The sequence below is a fragment of the Candidatus Symbiopectobacterium sp. genome (assembly GCF_020054415.1).
Taxonomy (GTDB): domain Bacteria; phylum Pseudomonadota; class Gammaproteobacteria; order Enterobacterales; family Enterobacteriaceae; genus Symbiopectobacterium.
On sequence record NZ_JAHWCO010000506.1, the window covers coordinates 1 to 2631 of the forward strand.

A 2631-nucleotide genomic window follows, 5' to 3' on the forward strand; every position below is an offset into this window, starting at 1 on the left:
CGCTGCTTGAGGGCCTTGTTATAAGAGGGCCAGTTGGTGATTTTAAAATTTTGTTTTGCCATGGAGACCTGATTTTGAAACAACTGTGGTGATCTGCTCCGATGATTACCCAAAAGTTCTATTTATTCAACAAAGCCCATCGCTGACTCTACTTTTGGTACGGCGGACTGCTGTAATTTCTTCCCCAACACAAATTCTGCATTATCTTCAATTCCCTTTCTTGTTTTCACCAGTTCTTTGCCAAGGTTCCACAATTCACCAGCGCCATATTTTTCAGCAACAACCTGCTGATCATCCGTAATGGCAGCGTAAAGCTGTTTAAGGGTGCCAACCTCTTCATCCTTGAAATACCCTACCTTATTACCGATAGCCTGCCCAACCTGCTTTCTGACGTTATCCAATCTGCCATATGTTGGCAGAGTATTTGGGTCAAGCCGTGAAAGCGTCCTCTTTAATATCGGGGTAAGCTCATCTATACCGCCTAAATCGTCCGCGTGATCCTCCAAGAATCTCACGGTGTTGTTCGGCTCAACGCGATCACGGATTGGGACCTTTTGAGCAACCTTATTGTAAATTTCGTCAGACTGATTTTGCAGGTTTGATATGATGCTATCAAACTTTGATGCCAGCCTGTCGGAAACTGCCTGCTTATCCAGATCACCGCCAAACGAGGTGATCAACTCATCGGCGCGTTTCCCAAGCTCAGAGATGAATCGCTTATGCCCTTCACTGATTTCAGTGCCTGGAAGCGTGGCAACTGCATTGTCTAGCGCCCTGACTGTGGAGTTTTTTGATACCATGCCGGGAGTGGTGTAATTCTCCATCCCCAGTTCACGTATGGCATTAATGGCATTCTGGTCAGGGCTAACCTCTTGAGCAAAACCCTGCATTGCCCTCTGGTTTCCAATAATTCTATTACTCATTGCGCTGGATGCTTTATCAAGCGTAGCGCTAGTAGAATCTCCACCTATGCCTGTGGCGGCGCGATACAGATCGCCAGCACCCTCTTTTATTTTCCCCGCGACCTTACCAACGGCAGGTCCAACAAGATCAGCTACAGGGCCAGCAACGGCACCCACTGCGGCACCAGTGGCAACATCATTACCTGTCCCTTTCGCCACAATGCCACCCTCTGCCGCACCTAATCCAGCAGCAGCCGCTAGCCTTGCAGCACGAGCAGGCGCTTGAGCTATCAGACCGCCACCGCCAAGAAATGGCGCAGCCTGTCCGACAAACTCACCAACATCCTGTGAAGTAGATGGCTTGGCAGCCAGCTTCTGCTGAACCGACTTGATCGCCGCTTGTTCTTCTGGTGTCATGTCGTTAAACAAACCAACACCCTTGCCAACATCCATCAACCCGTTGATCACCCCAAACATAAAGCGGTCGAAGCCATTGGCGTTGTTAACCACATTTTCCTGTCTGGCGCTTTCCTCTGCCGATACCCCCGGTGCTGATGGCTGAGGTGAGTGAGCTCGCTGCCCTTGAGACTGGATCATCTGAGCAATCCTGGTCGCACCTTCCGTATCCCCTGCCGCGTCAGCGTTGCGTAACGCGGTCATAAGCTGTTCGCGGTCGTATGCCACTATCTGCCCCCGAGATATTTATTTACCAGATCATCATCTGACATCTGTGATTGCTGCTGATTGGGCTGCTGCACAGGGATATCCTTCCCATATTTTTGTTGCAGTCGCTTCTGAGCCATCTGCGTTGTGTCAATGATGGCCTTTATCGATGCGCGTGCCGATTTTTCAGACTGGCTTGCCGAAAGGTTTCCGATCACGTCCATCACCTTTTGACCCTCAGCATTACTCAAGGCTCCAAATCCACGCATTTGCTGAATTCCTGACATGAACCCCTGAGATTTGAGAGTGTCTACCAGAGCGCTAGTGTCTGCCGCGTCGGTACCGGGGATCCATCTGTTAGTGCCAGGTATTAGGTTGACGCCGAAATATCCTGTGAATCCGGGGCTGTCAAGAACCTTATTTGCCGTGTCAATGGTGCGAGTCATCGTATCCATGCTGGTATTGTATGCGTCGACCTTATCCGTCCTGGCCTGCCCAAGATCCCGTTGCGTTGCTGCTCGTTTATCTTGCAAAATTCCCAATTGCACCTGATTGGTTTCGTTTTGTATTTTCCTGTCCAGCGCTTTATCTTGTAGCTCCAACTTGCGCACTTTGACGTTTTGCTGAGCAATATCAACATTGGCCCAGCCTTGAGCCTCACCAACGCGATTGCTTCTCGCCGTTTCCGCCGCTTTATCCTGATCAACCGCCAGCTTGCCGCGGTCAATCTCTCGTCCTTGCAGTTTATCCAGGATGTCGAAATATTTATCACCGCTCCCGGCCATACCAAGAATGTCAAACAGTTGCGCGGCACCCTGTGGGTCTTGTATCCCCATTTGCGCCAGAATGCCCGGGTTAGCGCCAACACGAGACAACTCACCTGAGTTTTTCTGCAGATACTGAGCATATGCATCCGGACCCTGATACAGTGCTAGCCGCAACTTTGCGGCCTGATTGGTCATATCGGAACGCTGACCAGCATCAAGGCCGGAAACAGCCTGCTGAGCCTGACCTATGAATGCCGGGTTCTGCACAGCGAAATCGCGCAATGCTGACGTGTCACCAG

The 2631-nt window shown here is 50.7% G+C and carries 2 protein-coding genes; both read right to left on the reverse strand.

The window, feature by feature from the left end; translation table 11 throughout:
• Positions 1-122: 122 nt before the first annotated feature.
• Positions 123-1499 (reverse strand): hypothetical protein, encoded by a 1377-nt coding sequence (locus QZ506_RS14785; protein ID WP_291972052.1) that lies wholly within the window; start codon positions 1497-1499, stop codon positions 123-125.
• A gap of 86 nt (positions 1500-1585) precedes the next feature.
• The coding region (locus tag QZ506_RS14790; protein WP_291972054.1) for a phage DNA ejection protein at positions 1586-2631 on the reverse strand (1046 nt) is incomplete at its 5' end.

Bases quoted from the DNA above. Each gene is read 5' to 3' on its own strand.
- QZ506_RS14785 (WP_291972052.1), bottom strand. From the start codon at position 1,499: ATGATCCAGTCTCAAGGGCAGCGAGCTCACTCACCTCAGCCATCAGCA.